At 75.4% G+C, this 16,569-nt stretch carries 14 protein-coding genes; 7 read left to right on the top strand and 7 right to left on the bottom strand.

What is annotated here, in order from left to right:
- Nucleotides 1-154: 154 nt before the first annotated feature.
- Nucleotides 155-2,086, bottom strand: a complete 1,932-nt coding sequence (locus SNE206_RS34580) for an AMP-dependent synthetase/ligase (RefSeq protein WP_407917525.1) — start codon at nucleotides 2,084-2,086, stop codon at nucleotides 155-157.
- 160 nt (nucleotides 2,087-2,246) lie between these two features.
- Nucleotides 2,247-3,572: an acetyl-CoA C-acetyltransferase gene (locus SNE206_RS34575; RefSeq protein WP_407917524.1), complete on the bottom strand. Its 1,326-nt coding sequence runs from the start codon at nucleotides 3,570-3,572 to the stop codon at nucleotides 2,247-2,249.
- A 92-nt stretch (nucleotides 3,573-3,664) separates the two neighbouring features.
- On the opposite strand from SNE206_RS34575, the gene SNE206_RS34570 reads away from it, so the two are divergent.
- A complete protein-coding gene (locus tag SNE206_RS34570) occupies nucleotides 3,665-5,041 on the top strand; it encodes a 3-oxoacyl-ACP reductase (protein ID WP_407917523.1) in 1,377 nt (458 codons plus the stop codon).
- 64 nt (nucleotides 5,042-5,105) lie between these two features.
- The gene (locus SNE206_RS34565) at nucleotides 5,106-5,972 is read left to right on the top strand and encodes a MaoC family dehydratase (RefSeq protein ID WP_407917522.1); all 867 of its coding nucleotides are present in this window, start codon (nucleotides 5,106-5,108) and stop codon (nucleotides 5,970-5,972) included.
- Here SNE206_RS34565 and SNE206_RS34560 read toward each other — a convergent pair.
- Nucleotides 5,959-6,648 carry a TetR/AcrR family transcriptional regulator gene (locus SNE206_RS34560; protein WP_407917521.1) on the bottom strand — a complete coding sequence of 230 codons (690 nt, stop codon included), beginning with the start codon at nucleotides 6,646-6,648 and terminating at the stop codon, nucleotides 5,959-5,961. The genes SNE206_RS34565 and SNE206_RS34560 overlap by 14 nt on opposite strands.
- A gap of 70 nt (nucleotides 6,649-6,718) precedes the next feature.
- Between SNE206_RS34560 and SNE206_RS34555 the strand changes: the two genes are divergently transcribed.
- Nucleotides 6,719-7,195 carry an SCP2 sterol-binding domain-containing protein gene (locus SNE206_RS34555; protein ID WP_407917520.1) on the top strand — a complete coding sequence of 159 codons (477 nt, stop codon included), beginning with the start codon at nucleotides 6,719-6,721 and terminating at the stop codon, nucleotides 7,193-7,195.
- 56 nt (nucleotides 7,196-7,251) lie between these two features.
- Complete coding sequence (locus SNE206_RS34550) at nucleotides 7,252-8,463, top strand: acyl-CoA dehydrogenase family protein (RefSeq protein WP_407917519.1); 1,212 nt, start codon at nucleotides 7,252-7,254, stop codon at nucleotides 8,461-8,463.
- Between the two features lie 54 nt (nucleotides 8,464-8,517).
- On the opposite strand, the gene SNE206_RS34545 is transcribed toward SNE206_RS34550, so the two are convergent.
- Nucleotides 8,518-9,264 carry an HD domain-containing protein gene (locus SNE206_RS34545; protein ID WP_407917518.1) on the bottom strand — a complete coding sequence of 249 codons (747 nt, stop codon included), beginning with the start codon at nucleotides 9,262-9,264 and terminating at the stop codon, nucleotides 8,518-8,520.
- A 71-nt stretch (nucleotides 9,265-9,335) separates the two neighbouring features.
- On the opposite strand from SNE206_RS34545, the gene SNE206_RS34540 reads away from it, so the two are divergent.
- Together SNE206_RS34540 and SNE206_RS34535 are read left to right on the top strand one after the other, a co-directional pair.
- Complete coding sequence (locus SNE206_RS34540; protein ID WP_407917517.1) at nucleotides 9,336-10,352, top strand: GlxA family transcriptional regulator; 1,017 nt, start codon at nucleotides 9,336-9,338, stop codon at nucleotides 10,350-10,352.
- A gap of 330 nt (nucleotides 10,353-10,682) precedes the next feature.
- A complete protein-coding gene (locus tag SNE206_RS34535; RefSeq protein WP_407917516.1) occupies nucleotides 10,683-12,032 on the top strand; it encodes a cation:proton antiporter in 1,350 nt (449 codons plus the stop codon).
- 256 nt (nucleotides 12,033-12,288) lie between these two features.
- Here the strand turns inward: SNE206_RS34535 and glgA are convergent, their stop codons facing one another.
- Together glgA and SNE206_RS34525 are read right to left on the bottom strand one after the other, a co-directional pair.
- Nucleotides 12,289-13,479, bottom strand: coding sequence for a glycogen synthase (glgA, locus tag SNE206_RS34530; RefSeq protein WP_407917515.1), 1,191 nt, complete (start codon nucleotides 13,477-13,479; stop codon nucleotides 12,289-12,291).
- A gap of 72 nt (nucleotides 13,480-13,551) precedes the next feature.
- Nucleotides 13,552-13,722, bottom strand: a complete 171-nt coding sequence (locus SNE206_RS34525) for a hypothetical protein (protein ID WP_407917514.1) — start codon at nucleotides 13,720-13,722, stop codon at nucleotides 13,552-13,554.
- A gap of 279 nt (nucleotides 13,723-14,001) precedes the next feature.
- Here SNE206_RS34525 and SNE206_RS34520 point away from each other — a divergent pair, with 279 nt between their 5' ends.
- Nucleotides 14,002-15,345, top strand: a complete 1,344-nt coding sequence (locus SNE206_RS34520) for a helix-turn-helix domain-containing protein (RefSeq protein ID WP_407917513.1) — start codon at nucleotides 14,002-14,004, stop codon at nucleotides 15,343-15,345.
- Between the two features lie 139 nt (nucleotides 15,346-15,484).
- Here the strand turns inward: SNE206_RS34520 and glgB are convergent.
- On the bottom strand, nucleotides 15,485-16,569 hold a 1,085-nt coding region (gene glgB / locus SNE206_RS34515), incomplete at its 5' end, for a 1,4-alpha-glucan branching enzyme (protein ID WP_407917512.1).

Genomic DNA, 16,569 nt, shown 5'->3' with positions numbered 1-16,569 from the left:
GGGGTGCGGCGGGTGCGGCGGGGTGCGGCGGGTGCGGCGGGGTGCGGCGGGCCCACAACCTAGCGGAGCCCCCCGGCCCGTCGATCACCGGGCCGGGGCCGTGGCCCGCGGGCCGGCCCCGGCCGCGCGCGGGCCTGCCTCGGGCCCGCCCCGCTCAGTCGTACAGCCGGTCGACGTCCGCTGCGTACGCGAGCGCCACCGCCTGTCGCTTGACCTTCAACGACGGTGTGAGCAGGCCGCGTTCCTCGGTGAAGTCGCCTTCGACGATCCGCACGCGGCGGATCGACTCGGCCCTCGACACCGAGGAGTTGACCGCCCGGACGGCCGCCGCGACCTCCGCCACCACGGCGTGGTGCACCGGCAGCGCACTGCCGACCGCCACGGCGTCGCCGCCCGCGGACCCCGCCTCCCGTGCGCCGCGCGGCAGATGGGCGAGGTACTCCTCGACGGCCGCGGGGTCCAGGGTCACCAGGGCGGCGACGTACGCGCGGCCGTCGCCGAGCACGAGGCACTGGCTGACCAGCGGGTGCGCGCGCAGCCGGTCCTCCAGCGGGGCCGGAGCGACGTTCTTGCCGCCGCTGGTCACGAGGATCTCCTTCTTGCGGCCCGTGATCGTGAGGTAGCCGTCGGCGTCGAGGCTGCCGAGATCGCCGGTGGCGAACCAGCCGTCCGTCACCGCGGGCCGCTCCGCGCCGGTGTACCCGTCGAAGACCTGCATGCCGCTCAGCAGCACCTCGCCGTCGTCGGCGATCCGCACGGCCGATCCCGGCACCGGCGGTCCGACCGTGCCGGGCCGCGGCCGCAGCGGCGGGTTGACCGTCGAGGGGCCGGAGGTCTCGGTGAGGCCGTAGCCCTCGTAGACCAGCACCCCGGCTCCGGCGAAGAAGAGCAGCAGGTCGGGCGCGAGCGAGGAGCCGCCGCTGATCGCGTACCGGACCCGGCCGCCCATCGCCTGCCGCACCTTGCGGTAGACCAGCGCGTCGTACAGCCGGTGCTGCAGCCGCAGGCCGAGCGGGGGGCGCGGGCCCTCGCCCGCCAGGGCGGCGAGTTCGGCCCGGGCGTGGCGCACGGCGACGTCCGCGGCCCGGTCGTACACCCGGGCGGCGTGCCGGGCCTGCGCCTCCGTCCGGCCCAGGTGGTGGATCTTCTCGAAGAGGTAGGGCACGCCGACGAGGAAGGTCGCGCCGAACGAGGCGAGGTCGGGGCGGAGTTCGGCCGGTTTCAGGGACGGGCTGTGGCCGATGCGGATCCGCGCGTGCACGCAGGCCACCTGGATCATCCGGCCGAGCACGTGCGAGAGGGGCAGGAACAGCAGCGTCGACGGCGGCTCGTCCGACACCGCCTCGAAGACGGGCTGCAGCAGCGCCTGGCAGTTCGCGGCCTCGTCGAGCAGGTTGCCGTGGGTGAGCCGGCAGCCCTTGGGCCGGCCGGTGGTGCCCGAGGTGTAGATCAGGGTGGCCTCGCTCCGCGGGGTCAGTGCCGCACGGCGCGCCGCGACCGCCTCGTCGGCCACCGCGGCGCCGCGGGCGGCGAGTTCGCCGACGGCGTGCTCGTCGAGCCGCCACAGCGGGATGCCGCCGCCGATGCGGCGCAGCCCGGCGGCGAGGACCTCCGCGCAGCCGGCGTCCTCCGCGACGACCGCGACGGCGCCCGAGTCGCGGACGATCCACTCGGCCTGGTCGGCGGAGGAGGTGGGGTAGACCGGCACGACGGCGGCCCCGGCGGCCCAGGCGGCGAAGTCGAGCAGGGTCCACTCGTAGCGGGTGCGGCACATGAGGACGATCCGGTCGCCCGGGCCGATGCCCGAGGCGACCAGGCCCTTCGCCACGGCGGCCACCTCGGCGGCGAAGGCGGCGGCGGTGAGGTCGTCCCGCCGGCCGTCCGCGGTGCGCCGGGTGACCACGACCGCGTCGGGCGCCTCGGCGGCGTTGCGGAAGGGAAGGTCGGCGAGGCTGCCGGTGGTGGCGGGCGGCACGAGGTACGGGGTGCGGGCCTCGACGACGCGGGAGCCGCTGCGGCGCACCTCGACGGGTGCCCGGTCGTGCAGGTGGGCCGCGCGGCCGGCGCGGGCGATCGGAAGCGGCATGGGCCGGTTCTCCCTGGAGGGTCGGGGTGGGGGGCGGCGCCGGGGCGGGGACGGCGGCCCGTGAGGTGCGGCGCCGCGGCGGGGTTCGGCACTGCGGCAGGGTTCGGCACTGCGGTGGGGTGCGGACGGCGCCGGGGTGCGGTCGGCGGCCCGGCGGGGCTCAGCGTTCGAGGAGGGCGGTGACGCCCTGGCCTCCGGCGGCGCAGACGGAGATCAGACCGCGGACGGGCCTGCTGGTCCCGCCGGTCCGGGGACTGCCGGGGGTGGTGGCGAGTTCGTGGAGGAGCGCGGCGAGGGTGGCGGTGATGCGGCCGCCGGTGGCGGCGAAGGGATGGCCGGCCGCGAGCGAGGAGCCGTTGACGTTCAGCCGGGCGCGGTCGACGGTGCCGAGCGGGCCGGGGAGTCCGAGCCGGGTGGTGCAGAACTCCGGGTCCTCCCAGGCCTTCAGGGTGGCCAGCACCTGGGAGGCGAAGGCCTCGTGGATCTCGAAGCGGTCGATGTCGGCGAGGTGCAGGCCGTTGCGGGCGAGCAGCCGGGGCACCGCGAAGACGGGGGCCGTCAGCAGACCGTCCTCGCCGCCGGTGAAGTCGACGGCGGCGACCTCGGTGTCGGCGAGGTAGGCGAGGGGTTCGATGCCGCGGGCGGCGGCCCACTCCTCGCTCGCGAGGAGGACGAGGGCGGCGCCGTCGCTGAGGGGGGTGGAGTTGCCGGCGGTCATGGTGGCGTCCGGGGTGTCGGTGCCGAAGACCGGGGCGAGGCGGGCGAGGCGTTCGGGGGTGGAGTCCGGGCGGAGGTTCTGGTCGCGGGCGAGGCCGCGGAACGGGGTGACGAGACCGTCGAAGAAGCCGCGTTCGTAGGCGGCGTGCAGGCGCTGGTGGCTGGTGGCGGTGAGCGCGTCCTGCTCGGCGCGGCCGATGTCCCACTGCCGGGCGGTGCGGGCCGCGTGCTCGCCCATGGAGAGGCCGGTGCGGGGCTCGGCGTTGACGGGGACGTCGGGCACGACCTGGCGCGGGCGCAGGCCGCGCAGCAGGGCGGCGGCCTTCCGTGCGGCGGTGGGGGCGTGCCGGGCGCGCAGCAGCAGGCGGCGCAGGTCGTCGTTGAGGCCGATCGGGGCGTCGCTGACGGTGTCGACGCCGCCGGCGACGGCGCACTCGGTCTGCCCGAGGGCGATCCGCTGGGCGGCCAGGGCGACGGCCTCCAGGCCGGTGCCGCAGGCCTGTTGGAGGTCGTAGGCGGGGGTGCGGCGGTCGAGGCGGCTGCCGAGCACGGTCTCGCGGGCGAGGTTGTGGTCGCGGGCGTGCTTGAGGACGGCGCCGGCGGCGAACTCGCCGAGCAGGGCGCCGTCGAGGCCGTACCGGTCGACGAGTCCGTCGAGGGCGGCCGCGAGCATCTCCTGGTTGGAGGCTCCGGCGTAGGGGCCTCCGGCGCGGGCGAAGGGGATGCGGTTGCCGCCGAGGATCGCGACGCGGCGGACGGTTCGGGCCATCGCTGACTCCAGGGGCCTGAGGGGGTGGCGCTCGACAGTCGCCAGGGTATTTACTCTTCAGTAAACTTACTAGGTAGTAAGGAGAGGTTTTCATGCCGGACCTTCTCAGCCGGGCGGTCTCCGGCCGGGCCGCACGGGCGGTCCTGCGCCGCGCGGGCGTCCCCACCCCCGCGCCGCTGCCGCGCCACCGGCCGGACGGCCCCGCCGTCCCCGGGCCCGTCCGGCTCGGCGGCACCCGGCAGGGCCGCCTCGCGCCCGCCCTGGCCGCCGTCCTGACCTCCGCCGGTGCCGAGACCGTCGACGGCACCGTGCCGGAGGAGGCCGCCCGCCCCCGCCCGGCCGCCCTGGTCCTCGACGCCACCGGCCTGACCGGCGCCGCCGGCCTCGCCGAGGTGTACGCCTTCGCGCACCCTCTCGTCCGCGAACTCGCGCCCGGCGGAAGGGTCGTGGTGCTCGGCGACGTCCCCGCCGAGGCCGCGGCGGGGCCGGGCGGGGTCGGCGCGGCCGTCGCCGCGCAGGCCCTGGAGGGCTTCACCCGCTCGCTCGGCAAGGAACTGCGCGGCGGCGCCACCTGCCAGCTGCTCCGGGTCGCCGCCGGCGGCGAGGGCGCCCTCGCCTCGCCGCTGCGCTTCCTGCTCTCCCCGCGCTCCGCGTACGTCTCCGGGCAGGTCGTCCGGGTCGGGCCGGCCGCCGCCGCCGCGCCCGCCGACTGGGCCTCGCCCCTGCACGGCACCGTGGCCGCCGTCACCGGGGCCGCCCGGGGCATCGGCGCGGCCGTCGCCGCCGTGCTGGCCCGGGACGGCGCACACGTCGTCTGCCTCGACCTGCCCTCCCGGCAGGACGCGCTGGAGCGCACCGCGGAACGCGTCGGCGGCACCGCGGTGACCGCCGACATCACCGCCCCGGACGCCCCCGCGGAGATCTGCCGGCGGCTGCGGGAGCCGTTCGGCGGCGTCGACGTCTTCGTGCACAACGCGGGCGTCACCCGCGACCGCACGCTGGCCCGGATGACCCGGCAGGAGTGGGACACCGTGCTCGACGTCAACCTCGGCGCCGTGCAGCGGATCACCGACGCGCTGCTCGACGCCGCGGCCGGCGGCGCGCCGGTGCTGCGCGACGGGGGCGCCCTGGTCTGCACCTCCTCCGTCGGCGGCATCGCGGGCAACCGCGGCCAGACCAACTACGGTGCCGCGAAGGCCGGTCTGATCGGCCTGGTGCAGGCGCTCGCGCCGGTGGCGGCCGCGCGCGGCATCCGGGTCAACGCGGTGGCACCCGGGTTCATCGAGACGGAGATGACCGCCCGGATGCCCCTGATGGTGCGCGAGGCCGGACGCCGGATGAACAGCCTCGGCCAGGGCGGCCTGCCGGTCGACGTCGCCGAGGCCGTCGCCTGGCTCGCCGCACCCGCCACGGCCGGGGTGACCGGCCAGACCCTGCGGGTGTGCGGCCAGTCCCTGCTCGGCGCCTGACCCCGCCCGCACGGGCCGGCGCACCGACCGCCGGCACCGCGGCCCGACCACCCCGGAGGGGACCATGCCGGACCTTCACCTCGACCGCCCGCCGGGCGTGCTGCCCGCCTACCTGAGGGCCGCGGCCCGCGGCCGTACGGGCGCTCCCGGCCGCCCGCTGCCCGGCCGCCGCGCCGTCCTGCCGGAGGTGGCGGCCGATCCGGCGCGGCTGGCCCGGTACGCCGAGGTCTGCGGCGCGCGGCCGGACGGCTTCCTGCCGCCCGCCTACCCGCACCTGCTGGCCTTCCCCGCGGCGCTCGCGCTGATGACCGCGGCGGACTTCCCGCTGCCGCTGCTCGGCCTGGTGCACACGGCCAACTCCCTCACCCTGCACCGCCCGATCGGCGCCGGGGAACGGCTCGCCCTGGAGGTGCGCACCGACCGGCTGCGCCCGCACCCGCGCGGCACCGCCTTCGACGTCGCCGCGGTGGCCCGCACCGCCGGCGGGGGCGAGGAGGTGTGGGCGTCCCGCTCCACCTACCTGCACCGGCACGGCGGCGGGAGCGCCGCGCCGGGGGCACCGGGCGGCTCCCCCGCGCCCGCCGTCCTCGCGGACGGGTCCGGGCCGTGGCGGGTGCCGGCCGCCACCGGGCGGCGGTACGCGGCGGTGAGCGGCGACCGCAACCCGATCCACCTCCACCCGTGGGCGGCCCGGCCGTTCGGCTTCCGGCGGGCCGTCGCGCACGGCATGTGGACGAAGGCCCGGGTGCTCGCCGCCCTCGGCCCCGGCCTGCCGGGCGCCGCGGAGGTCGAGGTGGTGTTCCGCACCCCGCTGCTGCTGCCCGGGACGGTGCGGCTGGCCGTCGGCGGGCGCGACGGGCGGACGGAGTTCGCGCTGACCTCCGGGGACGGCACCCGCACGCACCTCGCCGGGAGCGTCACGCCCCGGTGAGGCCGCCGCCGCCGTCGGCGCCGCGCACCGCGAAGCCCTCGCCCTTGGCGCGGCGCTCCAGGCCGACCCACATGAGGTTCATCAGCCGCCGGGCGGTGGCCTCGGGGCGCTCCCCCGGCACCGTCAGCGCCCAGTCGGCGAGGGCGTCGGCGGCGCCGACGAGGGCGTGGGCGATGGCGGACGCCTCGCGGCGCAGCGCGGCGTAGCCGGGGCCGGCGCCGCGGCCGTCGGCCTCCAGCGACTGCCGGACGAGCTCGGTCACGGTGTCGACGATCTCGCCGCGGGCGCGGGCCAGCCGTTCCGCGACCGGGCCGCTCAGCGAACGCGCCTGCTGGTAGAGGACGATCCAGCTGGCCCGGTGGTCGGCGACGAACGAGAAGAACGCCGTCAGGCCCTCGGCCAGCCGCTCGCCCGGCTCCTCCGCGGGCGCCTGTGCGGCGGCGCCGATGGTGTCGATCAGCCGGTCCGCCTCGCGGGCGATGCAGGCGCCGAAGGTCTCCTCCTTGGAGCCCAGGTAGAGGTAGAGCAGGGGTTTCGACACCTGGGCGCGTTCGGCGATCTCGTCCATGGAGGTCGCGTGGAAGCCACGCGAGGAGAAGACCTGCACCGCGGCGTCGAGCATCTGCTGCTCGCGCACCTTGCGGGGCAGGCGCTTGCGACTGGGTTCCGGTTCCACCTTGCGAGGATATCTGACCCGCCCGTAACCTTACTCTCAAGTAAACTTACTCAATAGTAAGAAGGCGGCCGTGACGCTCCCCACCTCGCTCAGCCAGCAGGACGTCGACACCCTCGACTTCACCGCGATCTCCCCTCAGGAGTTCGCCCTCCTCGTCCGCAACACCCCCCGCCGGGCGCTCGCCGACATCGCCGGGGGCCCGTCCCGCGGACGCCTCCTGGACGAGGTCTTCAGCCGCATGGAGAGCCGTTTCAAGCCCGACACCGCCGGCCGCCTCGACGCCCTCGTCCGGTGGCGGATCACCGACCCCGGGCAGCCCGACGCCGTCTACGAGACCGTCATCGCCGACGGCGCCTGCACCCTCACCACCGGCGAGGGCACCCGCGAACCCCGGCTCGTCCTCACCCTCGCCACCGCCGAGTTCCTCCGGCTGGCCTCCGGCAACGCCTCCGGCGTCACCCTCTTCATGACCCGCAGGCTCAAGGTCGTCGGCGACCTCGGCCTGGCCGCCGGTCTCACCCGCTACTTCGACATCCCCAAGGCCTGATCCCGGCCGCCACCACCCCCGCCTCCCGCCCGCCCTCACCCCGCCCGGAGAGCAGCATGAGCTTCAGCCTCGACCTGACCGACGACCAGACCGAACTCCGTTCCTGGGTCGCGGGTTTCGCCAAGGACGTGATCCGCCCGGCCGCCGCCGAGTGGGACGAGCGCGAGGAGACCCCCTGGCCGATCATCAAGGAGGCCGCCCGGATCGGCCTCTACGGCTTCGAGTCCCTCGCCGAGATGTGGGCCGACCCGACGGGCCTCTCCCTCGCCGTCGCCAACGAGGAACTCTTCTGGGGCGACGCCGGCATCGGCATGTCCGTCTTCGGCACCACCCTCGCCGTCGCCGGGATCTTCGCCGGCGGCACCCCCGACCAGGTCGTCGAGTGGATCCCCCAGTGCTACGGCGACGAGAACGGCCCCCGGCTCGCGGCGTTCTGCGTCTCCGAGCCCGGCGCCGGTTCCGACGTCGCCTCGCTGCGCACGAGGGCCCGCTACGACGAGGCCGCCGGCGAGTGGGTGATCAGCGGCCAGAAGGCGTGGATCACCAACGGCGGCATCGCGAACGTGCACGTGGTCGTCGCCTCGGTCGACCCCGCGCTCGGCTCCCGCGGCCAGGCGGCGTTCATCGTGCCGCCGGGCGCCCGGGGCCTGGCCGGCGGACCCAGGATCAAGAAGCTCGGCCTGCGCGCCTCGCACACCGCCGACGTCTTCCTCGACGAGGTCCGGGTGCCCGCCGGCTTCGTGCTCGGCGGCAAGGAGAAGCTCGACGAACGCCTCGCCCGCGTCCGTGAGGGCCGCGCCGGGAAGGCCCAGGCGGCGATGGCCACCTTCGAGCTGAGCCGCCCCACCGTCGGCGCGCAGGCCCTCGGCATCGCCCGCGCCGCCTACGAGTACGCGCTCGAATACGCCGGGCAGCGACAGCAGTTCGGCCGGCCGATCCTGCAGAACCAGGCGATCGCCTTCGCCCTGGCCGACCTGCGCACCGAGATCGACTGCGCCCGGCTGCTGATCTGGCGGGCCGCCTGGATGGGCCGCAACGACCGGCCGTTCACCGCGGGCGAGGGCTCGATGTCGAAGCTCAAGGCGGGCGAGGTCGCCGTCGCGGCCGCCGAGAAGGCCGTGCAGATCCTCGGCGGCGCCGGCTACAGCCGCGAGCACCCGGTGGAACGCTGGTACCGCGACTCGAAGATCTACACCATCTTCGAGGGGACGAGTGAGATCCAGCGCCTCGTCATCTCCCGCGCGATCTCCGGCCTGCCGATCGCCTGACTCCACGGCTCCCGGCCTCCACCGCAGCGGCCGCCGTCCCGTCCCGGTCGCCGTTCAGTTGCCCCAGCGGCCCGCCTCCGTCTGCACCTCCAGCGCCGTCCGGTGGGGCGGCTCGGAGCGCTCGCGGAGCAGCTCGCCGGCGATGGAGTAGCGCGGCGCCTTGCCCGGCCGGCGCTGCGCCTGCCCGACGATCGCGTCGACCAGCGAGGTCGCCATGGACAGCCGCGGGTAGGCGGCGTGGAGCGCGGCCCCGGTGGCGTCCGGGACGAAGTCGGCGCCGTACCCGAAGTCGAGGCCCACGCCGAGGCGGACGAACTCGCACAGGGTGCCGCTGCGCTCGGCGATGCCGGGCGAGGAGTGCAGGGCGATCGCCTGCCACACGGCGTCGACCTGCGGCGCGGCGAAACCCTGCCCGGTGAGGAACTCCGCGGCGGCGTCGGCGCCGTCCACCTCGAAGCGCTGCTGCCCGTCGCCGCGCACGGTGAGGCCGATGTCGTGCAGCGTGCAGGCCAGGAAGAGCAGTTCGGGGTCGTAGTCGCGGCCCGCCTCGGCGCCCCGGTGGTCGGCGAGCAGGCGGGCGAAGACCGCGCTGCGGATGCTGTGGTGCGCGACGGACGGCGTCTCCTCGCGGAGCACGAGGTCGAGCGCGGCCCGGGCGGCCGGGGTCGCGGGCAGCTCTGGCAGGCCCGCCCCGCCGGTCGCGGCCGGGGCGGCAGGGGCGGCAGGGGCGGCGGCACGGGGCGCGGCGTCGGTACCGGTGCGGGTGCCGGCGTCGGTGTCGGTGTCGGTGTCGGTGTTCATGGACTCCATGCTCGTCCGCGCCGGGCCGGGTCTACAGTGGCGGCAATGCCACCGTGCGAGAGGATCCGGCCATGATCGAGCACGGCCCCGCCGGCCCCCCGCACCAGGTGGCCGTGCTCGTGCTGGACGGTTTCCTGCCGCTGGACCTCGGCATCCCGGCCCAGGTCTTCGCCCGACGGGCCGGCCTGCCCTACCGCCTGACGCTGTGCGCGCCCGTACCGGGCCAGGTCCCGTCCGCCTCCGGCTTCTCCGTCACCGTCGAGTCCGGCCTGGACGCCCTGGGGCGTGCGGACACCGTCGTCGTGCCCGGCTTCGCCGACCCGCTGCGCCCCTTCGAGCCCGCCGTCGTCGGGGCGCTGCGCGCCGCCCACGCGCGGGGCGCCCGCATGGTGTCGATCTGCACCGGCGCCTTCGCCCTGGCCGCCGCGGGCGTGCTCGACGGCCTGAGCGCCACGACCCACTGGCAGTACGCCCGCGAACTCGCCGCCCGTCCCGGCGTCACCGTGGTGCCCGAGGTGCTCTACGTCGACGAGGGCAGCGTGCTGACCTCCGCCGGCGTCGCCGCCGGCATCGACCTGTGCCTGCACCTCGTACGCCGCGACCTCGGCGCCCGCACGGCCAACCGGCTCGCCCGCGGCCTCGTCGCCGCACCCCACCGCGAGGGCGGGCAGGCGCAGTTCGTCCGGCAGCCGCTGCCCGCGGGCCCCGGTGACAGTTCGCTGGCCGGCACCCGCGCCTGGGCGCTGGAGCACCTGTGCGAGCCGCTGACCGTCGCCGGCCTGGCGGCGCACGCCCACATGTCGACCCGCACCTTCGCCCGGCGCTTCACCGCCGAGACCGGTGTCACCCCGCTCGCCTGGCTGCTGACGGCCCGTCTGGACCACGCACGCGAACTGCTCGAGCACAGCGACCTCGGCATCGACCGGGTCGCCGAGCGCAGCGGCCTCGGGAGCCCGTCCAACCTGCGCCTGCACTTCCGCCGCGCACTGGGCACCTCCCCCGGCGCGTACCGCAGGGCCTTCGGCGCGCCGCCCGCCGACCGCGCCGCATCCGCCACCACCGCCGGTCGGCCGGACCGCACCGGCTGAACGCGCGGCCGGAGTCGGCCACACGCACGGCGCTGCGGCCGGACACCGCCGGGCGGTTGCGGCCCCGGCGGCGCCCGCTCCGTCTGTCGGAGAGTCAGAGTCCGGTCGCTGCAGGCGACGCCGCGGGGTGCTCGACGGGCTCCGGGCTGCACCTGTCATCGAAATCAGCAATCGACTGTGCGACTTTCAATCTGTCAATACGATTGTCAATTAGCGCCTTTTGACTGACCCACTCATGACAAGGAGCCCCTTCGTGCCCCTCCCCGCCGCACCCCTTCCCGCAGCACCCGGCTCCGGCCCGCCCAGACTCCCCGGAGAGGCCGGTGCACCGTGACGCTGTCACTCGACACGACCACCCGCCTGCTCGTCGGGCTCGGACTCGTCCTCGCACTGAGCCGGGGCGCCGGCCGGGTGGCCGTCCGGTTCGGCCAGCCCCCCGTGCTCGCGGAGATCGCCGTCGGCATCGCGCTGGGCCCCTCCCTCCTGGGCCGGCTCGCCCCGGCACTGCACGCGCAGCTCTTCGGGCCCGGTCCGACGGCCGTGTTCGACGGGCTCGCCCAGATCGCCGTCGCCCTCTACGCCTTCGAGATCGGCTCGCACCTCACGGAGCCCACCGCCGCCGGGGAGCGGAAGGGCCGCTCGCCCGTCCTGCTCGCCCTCGTCTCGCTGACGGTGCCGGCCGCCGCCGGGCTGGCGCTCGCCCCCTGGCTCCACGGCCGGGGGGAGACGGCCGGCCAGGCCGCGTTCACCGTGTTCCTGGCCTGCGCACTCGGCGTGACGGCCGTCCCGGTGCTCGCCCGCATCCTGCAGGACAAGGCGATGGACCGCACTCCGGTGGGACGCCTGAGCCTGGCCGCCGCGGCGCTCGGGGACGGCGCCTGCTGGTGCCTGTTCGCCGTGGCCCTGTGGCTGTCGGGCGGCATCGACGCCGTCCGCCTGACCGTCGGCCTCGCAGGTGTGGTCGCCGCGGCGGCCGTCGCCCGGTGGCGGTCCGGCCACGGTGACCGGCCCGTACGGCCGCGCCGTGAGCGGTCGGCCGCCGAGACGCTCGGCGCGGTCTGCCTGGCCGCCGCGGTGTCGTCCGCCCTCGGGCTGCACGCGCTCTTCGGCGGGCTGGCGCTCGGCCTCGCGTGGCCGGCGACCGCGCGCGACGCCGCCTCCCCCGGCCGGGCCGGCGGCGGCACCGGCACCGCGGTGCTGTCCGGGGCCCTGCTGCCCTGCTTCTTCCTGGGCGCGGGCCAGCAGGTCGACCTGGGACCACGGCTGGCGACCGGCGGATTCCTCGGTCTGGTCCTGCTGCTGCTCGTGGTCTCGCTGGCGACGAAGGCCCTGGCCTGCGCCGTGACCGGCCGCTGGTACGGGCTGGGGCGGCGCGACTCCGTACGGCTGGGCGTGCTGATGAACACGAAGGGGCTCACCGAGATCGTGGTGCTCACCGCGGGCCACCGGGCCGGGCTCGTCGGGCAGGCGCTGTTCGAGGCCCTGCTGGTGGTCGCCCTGGTCTCGACGATGGCCGCCGGGCCGGTGCTGGCGGCCCTCGACTCACGGGATGCCCGGGCCGCACGGGACGCGCGGAGCACCCGGGACGACCGGCCGGGTCCGCACCGGCAGCCGCATCCGCGGCCCCGGAACGGCGAGGCCGCCGCCGCGGAACCCGCGACGGCGGCAGGCGCCGGGTGACGCCTCCTCCGGCCGACGGATCCCGGCGGGTGCGCCGGCCGGGATCCGGGCCGGGAACGGCCGTGGGGGGGGGCGGTGGGGGGGGGGGGGGGGGGGGGGGGCCCCCCCCCCCCCCGGGGGCCCCCCCCCCGCCCCCCGCCGCGGCCCCGGGGGCGACCCCCCCCCCCGTGGGGCGGTCCGATGGTGCTGGGCAGGTCGGGGGTGTCACCGCCCAGCACCGTCGGACCGCCCCACGGCGTCCGGCCGCGACGCGGTGTCAGACCGCCGCCGACCGGCCCCGGTAGACCTCCAGGGTGCGCCGGGCCGCGAGGTCCCAGGAGAAGTCCTGCACGGCCCGCTCCCGGCCGGCCAGACCGTACTTCTCGGCGAGGTCCGGGTCGTCGAGCAGCAGGTTGACCGCCATCGCGAGCTCCAGCGCCAGCTGCTCGGGGTCGGCCGGCTCGCCCGTGCCGTCCGGCCGCTGCTCGTACGGGACGAGCAGGCCGGTGCGGCCGTGTTCGACGACCTCCGGGATCCCGCCGACGGCGGTGGCCACCACCGCGGTGCCGCAGGCCATGGCCTCCAGGTTGACGATGCCCATCGGCTCGTACATCGACGGGCAGACGAAGGCCGTCGCATGGGTCAGGAGCTGGCGCAGCAGGGCCGGTTCGACCATGGCGTCGATCCGGTGGACCCCCTGCCGGACCTTGCCGAGCCCGTCCACCAGCCCGGCGACCTCGGCCGCGATCTCCGGGGTGTCGGGCTGCCCGCAGCAGAGCACCAGCTGCGCGTGCGGCCGCAGTTGGAAGGCGGCCCGCAGGAGGTGCGGGAGTCCCTTCTGCCGGGTGACGCGTCCGACGAAGAGCACGATCGGGCGGTCGGGGTCGATGCCCAGCTCCTCCAGGGCCTGCGTCCCGTGGTCGGGGCGGTACACGTCGGTGTCGATCCCGTTGTGGATCACGTGGATCCGGTCGGGCGACACCTCCGGGTAGGCCGTGAGGATGTCGGCGCGCATCGCGGCGGAGACCGCGATCAGGGCGTCGGCGGACAGCGCGGGCGTCCGCTCCATCCAGCTGGAGAGGGCGTAGCCGCCGCCCAGTTGCTCGGCCTTCCAGGGCCTCAGCGGTTCGAGGCTGTGCATCGTCATGACATGGGGGATGCCGTGCAGCCGCGCGGCGAGGTCCCCCGCCATGTTGGTGTACCAGGTGTGACTGTGGACCAGGTCGCTGCCGGCGCAGTCCGCCGCGATCCGCAGGCCGGCGCCGAGGAACCGCAGCGCGGCGTTGGCGTCCTCCAGGTCGTGCGGGGTGTCGTAGGCGGATGTGCCGGGTTCGGACCTGTCCTGGCCGAAGCACCGTACGCGGACGTCGGCGTGGCGTCGCAGGGCGCGGGTGAGCTCCGCGGCGTGGACGCCCGCTCCCCCGTAGACCTCGGGCGGGTACTCCCTGGTCAGGAGGTCGACTCGCATCTGGATCCCTTCCTCGGGGCGCGACCGGCGGCCCGCCGGTCGTTCACGGCGCGGTTCGTCCGGGCCGGCTCGTCAGCAGCAGCCGCCCTGGCCGGGGCCGTTGGTGGGGGTCGGGGAGGCGCTGGCGGCCGCAGGGGCGGGGACCGGCCCGCCGGCCGACGCGGTGGCACCCACCGGGGCGAGGAGGAGGACCAGACCGGCGGAGGCGAGCGTGGCGGCAGCGAGGGCGGTGAGCTTGCGCACGGGTGTGCTCCTTGGGTTCCGTGGGGACGGGGTGTCGATTGACACGATGAGTCAAACGCACTTAACAAGGCTTGTCAATCAGAGTCATTCGAGGGGATGCTGGCTACAGAGTGAATGCAGTGAGTGCCTGCGGGTATGCAGCCCTCTGGGGGAGAATCCCAAGAGGTCAGGGCCGGGGTCGCACTACTTGGCCAGCGCCTGCGACTGATGTAAAAAGGTTAGTAAAGTGCACACGACTGAGGATCGGCCGGACGCCGGACTCCCCTCAACCGGAGAACCATGGAGCGATCACAGAGCGAGACCAGCGGGATCGGACAGCGGCTCCGCAAACTGCGGCTGGAGAAGGGACTCAACCAACAGGACCTCGCCTCCGCCGACATCTCCGTCAGCTACGTCTCGCTGATCGAGACGGGGAAGCGGGCACCCTCCGAGGCCGTGCTGAAGTTCCTCGCGGAACGGGTCGGGTGCTCGGTCGAGTACCTGCGCACCGGACGCGACGACGCACGGGTCAAGGAGCTCGAACTCAAGATCGCCTTCGGCGACATGGCGCTGCGCAACGGGGCCAACGGGGAGGCGCTGCAGTCCTACAGCGAAGCCCTGGCGTCCGCGCCGTTCCTGGGCGAGGCGATGATCCGACGGGCACGGACCGGGCAGGCCATGGCCTTCGAGAAGCTGGGCCGGCTCGAAGCCGCGATCCAGCTGCTCACCTCGCTCTTCGAGGACCCCGGCACCGTCGTCGGCTCCGCCGAGTGGGCCCAGCTCGCGGTGGCGCTGTGCCGCTGCCACCGCGAGTCGGCGAACCACCTGCTGAGCGTCGAGATCGGCGAGAAGGCCATGCGCGAACTCGACACCCTCGGCATGGAGGTGACCGACGACCACATGCAGCTCGGCGCCACCCTGATCGACTGCTACCGCGTCAGGGGTGATCTCGCGCAGGCGCACGTCGTGGCCTCGCGCCTGATGCCGCTGGCCGAGGAGACCGGCTCCCGGGTCGCCCGCGGATCCGTCTACTGGAACGCCGCCCTGGTGGCCAAGTCGCAGGGCCGCACCAGCGAGGCCCTCGCCCTGACCGAACGCGCGCTGATCATGATGGCGGAGACGGACAACGTCCGTCACCAGTCCCTGCTCAAGACCGTCTACGGCACGCTCATGCTGGAGTCGGCCAACCCCGACCTGGAGCGGGCCAGGACGCTCCTGGCCGAGGCGCAGCAGGGCCTGCTGGAGGTCGGCACCTCCTCGGAGCAGGCGTTCTGCGAGACGAGCCTGGCCCAGGTGTCGGTGCGCGACGGGCAGTTCGAGGCGGCGGTGGCGCACGCCAGCCGCGCCCTCGGACTGTTCCGCAACGAGCCGCGCTGGGAGTCCGCCAAGGCCCGTACGGTGCTCGCCCAGGCGCAGTTCCGGTCCGGCGACGGCGTGACGGGCGAGGCCACCCTGAACGCCGTCGAACGGCAGCTGACGCAGATCCCGGTCACCCGCAGCACGGCCGAGGTCTGGCGGTACATCGGTGACGTCTGGAAGGAGAACGGGCACCCCTCGGAAGCGATGGAGGCCTACCAGCGGGCGCTCACCGAGGTCGGGCTGCGCGGCCTGCCGGCCGGCAGCACGGCCGTCACCCGCAGCTGACCCGGCCACGCGAACGGCGGGTGCCGGCCCCTCGAAGGGGTCGGCACCCGCCGTTCGCGGTGTCCGCCGCCGGTGCGGTGTCCGCCGTTCGCGCCGCGCCCGCCGTACCTGCCGGGGACGCGGCGCGTGCGCCGTCCGCTCAGACCGTGCCCGGCTCCTCCGGGACGAGCCAGACGGTGGCCAGCGGCGGCAGGACGAGCTCGGCACTGGCGGCCTGGCCGTTCCACGGCACGGGCTCGGTGCGGACGGTGCCCGTGCCGCCCGCGCCGCTGCCGCCGTACGCCTCGGCGTCGGTGTCGAGCAGGATGCGCCAGGCGCCCGCGCGGGGCAGGCCCAGGCGGTAGCCGGGCCGGGGCGTCGGGGAGAAGTTGCTGACGCTCACCAGCGGCCGGCCCGCGGCGTCGAGCCGGGTGAAGGCGAGCACGTTGTCGTCGGCGGCGTCGGCCTCCAGCCAGCGGAAGCCGTCGGGGGTGGTGTCCTGCTCCCAGAGGGCGGGGGTGGCGCGGTAGGTGTGGTTGAGGTCGGCGACCAGCTGCCGGACGCCGCGGTGGTCGGCGGCCGCGGGCCAGTCGTCGGCGAGCACCCACCACTGCGGCCCGCTCTCGTGGTCCCACTCCGCACCCTGGGCGAACTCCTGCCCCATGAAGAGGAGCTGCTTGCCGGGGTGGGCCCAGACGTAGCCGAGGTAGGCGCGGTGGTTGGCGCGCTGCTGCCACCAGTCGCCGGGCATCTTGGAGACCAGCGACTGCTTGCCGTGCACGACCTCGTCGTGCGAGATCGGCAGCACGTAGTTCTCGGAGTACGCGTAGACCATCGAGAACGTCATGTCGTGGTGGTGGTAGCGGCGGTGCACCGTCTCCCTCCCCATGTACGCCAGGGAGTCGTGCATCCAGCCCATGTTCCACTTCAGGCCGAAGCCGAGGCCGCCGCTGTCGGTGGGGCGGGTGACGCCGTCCCAGGCGGTGGACTCCTCGGCGATCGTGATCACGCCCGGGCAGCGCCGGTAGACCGTCGCGTTCATCTCCTGGAGGAACCGCACGGCGTCGTGGTTCTCGTGCCCGCCCTGGGCGTTGGGGGTCCAGGCCCCCTGCGGGCGGGAGTAGTCGAGGTAGAGCATGGAGGCGACGGCGTCGACGCGCAGGCCGTCGACGTGGAACTCCTCGCACCAGTAGACGGCGTTGGCGACGAGGAAGTTGCGGACCTCGGTGCGGCCGTAGTCGAACT

Source organism: Kitasatospora sp. NE20-6 (assembly GCF_045862635.1).
Note: the sequence above shows the minus strand (reverse complement) of the source record. Positions and strands in the feature narration are given on the sequence as shown.

What these genes read in the sequence shown, in the direction of transcription:
- SNE206_RS34580 (WP_407917525.1), bottom strand. Translation starts at nt 2,086, where the DNA reads ATGCCGCTTCCGATCGCCCGCGCCGGCCGCGCGGCCCACCTGCACGAC.
- SNE206_RS34575 (WP_407917524.1), bottom strand. Translation starts at nt 3,572, where the DNA reads ATGGCCCGAACCGTCCGCCGCGTCGCGATCCTCGGCGGCAACCGCATC.
- SNE206_RS34570 (WP_407917523.1), top strand. Translation starts at nt 3,665, where the DNA reads ATGCCGGACCTTCTCAGCCGGGCGGTCTCCGGCCGGGCCGCACGGGCG.
- SNE206_RS34565 (WP_407917522.1), top strand. Translation starts at nt 5,106, where the DNA reads ATGCCGGACCTTCACCTCGACCGCCCGCCGGGCGTGCTGCCCGCCTAC.
- SNE206_RS34550 (WP_407917519.1), top strand. Translation starts at nt 7,252, where the DNA reads ATGAGCTTCAGCCTCGACCTGACCGACGACCAGACCGAACTCCGTTCC.
- SNE206_RS34545 (WP_407917518.1), bottom strand. Translation starts at nt 9,264, where the DNA reads ATGAACACCGACACCGACACCGACACCGACGCCGGCACCCGCACCGGT.
- SNE206_RS34540 (WP_407917517.1), top strand. Translation starts at nt 9,336, where the DNA reads ATGATCGAGCACGGCCCCGCCGGCCCCCCGCACCAGGTGGCCGTGCTC.
- glgA (WP_407917515.1), bottom strand. Translation starts at nt 13,479, where the DNA reads ATGCGAGTCGACCTCCTGACCAGGGAGTACCCGCCCGAGGTCTACGGG.
- SNE206_RS34520 (WP_407917513.1), top strand. Translation starts at nt 14,002, where the DNA reads ATGGAGCGATCACAGAGCGAGACCAGCGGGATCGGACAGCGGCTCCGC.